At 48.8% G+C, this 600-nt stretch carries 1 pseudogene; it reads left to right on the forward strand.

Going from position 1 to position 600, the window contains the following annotated elements:
• Window positions 1-600 (forward strand): annotated as a pseudogene (locus ACS8FD_RS22520) (UDP-N-acetylglucosamine 1-carboxyvinyltransferase); the annotation flags it as partial.

The raw sequence follows: 600 nt of genomic DNA on the forward strand, positions 1-600 counted from the left end.
CCTAAAGGTGGCAGGCTGATTGGTTGTAACTTCTCTTTTGATATGATCACCGTTGGTGGTACCGAAAACGTCATCATGGCAGCGGCACTAGCCAAAGGCACGACCGTCTTAGGTAACTGCGCACTTGAGCCGGAGGTGGTTGATTTGGCCAATATGCTGGTTGCAATGGGCGCTAAGATTAGCGGTATTGGTACAGCGACCATGACTATTGAAGGGGTAGAGTGCTTACAAGGTTGTGAGTACTCAGTGGTCCCTGATCGCATTGAAACGGGCTCGTATTAAGCAGGCGCCTTGATGACTCGCGGAGATGTACTGACCAAAAAAACCAATGCAGCACTACTATATCCGGTGCTAGAGAAGTTTGAGGCAATGGGTGCGACGATTACAACGGGTGAGGACTGGATACGTGCACAGATGACAGGACGTCCGCATCCTGTTGATATTCGTACCCAGCCACATCCTGGGTTTCCCACAGACATGCAAGCTCAATTGATGGCAATTTGTTGTCTGGCAGATGGGACAAGCACCATTATCGAAAACATCTTTGAAAATCGCTATATGCATGTTCCTGAGCTCAATCGTTTAGGTGCCTCTATTCAG

It is taken from the genome of Psychrobacter sp. 1U2 (assembly GCF_051847575.1).